Origin of the sequence: Dolichospermum lemmermannii CS-548 (assembly GCF_028330815.1) — a bacterium.
Classification (GTDB): domain Bacteria; phylum Cyanobacteriota; class Cyanobacteriia; order Cyanobacteriales; family Nostocaceae; genus Dolichospermum; species Dolichospermum lemmermannii.
In genome coordinates, this window is record NZ_JAQMTJ010000301.1 from 1 (window position 1) to 2,566 (window position 2,566).

Annotated in this window: 3 protein-coding genes; 1 reads left to right on the plus strand and 2 read right to left on the minus strand. The window is 38.2% G+C overall.

Features of this window, described 5'->3' with window-relative positions; translation table 11 throughout:
• Positions 1 to 837: bluetail domain-containing putative surface protein (locus PN450_RS21440; RefSeq protein WP_334311505.1), on the plus strand; the 837-nt coding region annotated here is incomplete at its 5' end.
• A gap of 78 nt (positions 838 to 915) precedes the next feature.
• Here the strand turns inward: PN450_RS21440 and PN450_RS21445 are convergent.
• Both PN450_RS21445 and iscB read right to left on the minus strand, forming a co-directional pair.
• On the minus strand, positions 916 to 1,050 hold the full coding sequence (locus tag PN450_RS21445; protein WP_256370347.1) for a hypothetical protein: 135 nt from the start codon (positions 1,048 to 1,050) through the stop codon (positions 916 to 918).
• Positions 1,051 to 1,070: 20 nt separating this feature from the next.
• Positions 1,071 to 2,348, minus strand: coding sequence for an RNA-guided endonuclease IscB (gene iscB / locus PN450_RS21450; protein ID WP_148762746.1), 1,278 nt, complete (start codon positions 2,346 to 2,348; stop codon positions 1,071 to 1,073).
• Between the last annotated feature and the right edge of the window lie 218 nt (positions 2,349 to 2,566).

A 2,566-nucleotide genomic window follows, 5' to 3' on the forward strand; every position in this document is an offset into this window, starting at 1 on the left:
AATATCGTTATTAACAATGCCACCACAGGAATTAATTTAACTGGCATTGTCACAGCAACTAACTTTGAGAACTTTACTATTACTACGGGAAGTGGTAACGATACCTTCAATCAATCAGGTTTAGTTAATAACATTATTGTTCGCGGCAATGACACTATTAACAGTGGGGCTGGTAACGACACGATAAATACTGGATTAGGGATTGACAGTGCCAATGGGGGAGCAGGAGATGATTTACTAATTGTTAATTACTCCATAGGTGAGACTGGACGTGAGATGAGCTTGTCTACCTATGCAGGTGCAGAAGGATTTTCTGGTACAGCAGCCCGACTCAATTCCGCCGGTAACGCTTACCCAGACAGAGTTGATTTCTCTGGGATAAATCGGTTTCAGATTACTGGTACAGCAGCTAATGACTCTATCACTACAGGTGGTGGAAATGACACCATTAATGCGGGTGCTGGTAAAGATACTCTAATTGGTGGTTTAGGAAGTGACAAATTTGTTTACCAAAATCTTACTGATTCTCTTTTAGCTAATTTTGATGTGATTACTGACTTCAACGCCACCACAGGTAATGATTTATTCCGTGTTTCTACCGCACGAGCCGGGTTTGTGGATGTGGGAGCAGTTAATACCCTGGATGCTGCTGGTATGGGGGCAAAATTAACAGCCGCAGCCTTTGGGTCAAATTTTGCGGCTCAATTCAGTTTTGGACAAAAAACCTTTGTGGCTATTAATGATGCAACCGCAGGGTTTAATGCGGCTAATGATGCCATTATTGAAGTTACGGGATTAACAGGAACATTGAATGTCAATCATTTTGTGATTGTTTAGAGGATATTTAGCTTAAACCGACAGAAGCCCCACGCGTGACCCGATAGGGCAGCGTGGGACGCAATGCGTTCGCTATCGCTAACTAATCAATATCAACTCTCCATCTACAATTTCGTAACGATTGCCATCATCAGCTAAAGCCATAAACTCTTCATCAGTCCAAACTTTATCCTTTATTTTTTCTAAGATAACTGTCTCTGCATTTAATCTCATAAAATTGTAGTTTTCCGTAGTCAAACGTAGCTATATCCGTCACTACAATGAACCTTAGTAATATCTTTCATTGTTGAAAATTCAACTCTAAAACCATTGATAACAATCTCACATCCGTTTTTTGTGGGAGTTTTAACACGACTTACATACCTTCCAGAAGTTATGTTTTTACGATCTTTGTGCAAAGTAGCCTTAACAAAATCTCCTGTAGAAACATGAGTGAATATTTTTTTAGGCTCGGTGCAAGGAAAACCAAATTTATTGATCCTACAGAATCTTCTGCAACCATGCCCCGTGCTTTTTACTGTTAAAATTTTTGTTGTAAGTATTTTGAGAGTTTCAACTTTCCCTACACAAGCAGCATCAATCCAATGAGTTTTAGGCAATCCTAAACGAGTTCTATTAAACTTAGTTAAACCTCCTGAACCTGTTGTTATAGGTAATCCAGTTTCTTTTAACTTATTAAATAAAGCCCATCTCGTTGAATTTACAGCAGACGCATCTTTTAGTGTCCGCTTGGCTTGGGATAAAATTTGCTTCAACAACTCAGGCTTTTTTCCTAAAAACTTCTCAATATCTTGAGTACCTTTTTTGATATTACATTTCTCACAAGCTAGACACAAATTAGAAATTCTATTAGTTCCTCCTTTGGCTTTTGGTTTAATATGCTCAACTTGTAAAGGGACATTTTCAGCAGTACAGTATGCACATTTTCTATTCCATTTATTCAAAAGATATTCACGGACTTCATACCCTTGTAACTCTCCTTGTTGATACTCAAAGCCTGATATCTCCGGGTTTTCTAGCTGCTGTAGGTCAAACCTAGCAAGCTCTTGAACTATGTCAGTTATTGGGGCAAAATTACATAATCTTTTGACCCAAGTGTTAATAGTTAAAACTCTATGGCTTAAAGAAGGTGCTAACCAACCTTGAGGTTTAGTGCGGTTAAGAAATCTAGCTTGACGATAACGAGTATGTCTAGAACGTCTTCCTCGCCTTACTCCTTTTCGAGTTTCCAGGCTTTCTTTAATAGCTAAACCTCTGTGTTGTAATTCCATACCCCAGATGACTTTATTATTTTGAACTAACGCAAAACCTGTAGTTTTACTTCCTGGATCTATTTTTAATTCAATCGGTTGAGTTGGAACGTCAGATTTAGGTTCTTTCAAAATTATGGTAAATGGAAATCTTCTAAATACAGCAGCTTTTTGTTGATTTAATAAAAAACGTGCATCTCCTGGATGGATTGGAGTAAGTGGTTTTTTGTTGGTATCAAGAACTAGAACAAAATTAGACATTTAAATTTCACCTTTCCAGGGTAATGTTTGCTTCAACCTTGTTATCTGAGCTTGTTATGCTAAATACACTATCCTTGCGGATTGTTTAATAAGTAGCAACATGGCAGGGGACTAGCGAATCCCAAGGTGTTATGACCTAGATAACGTTTACCCTTCGACTACGCTCAGGGTGGTTTGGTTCACATAAACTACAGATTACTCCGTTTATTTATGCTCTC

Coding starts and splice junctions, on each gene's coding strand:
- PN450_RS21445 (WP_256370347.1), bottom strand. CDS start 1,050: ATGAGATTAAATGCAGAGACAGTTATCTTAGAAAAAATAAAGGATAAA.
- iscB (WP_148762746.1), bottom strand. CDS start 2,348: ATGTCTAATTTTGTTCTAGTTCTTGATACCAACAAAAAACCACTTACT.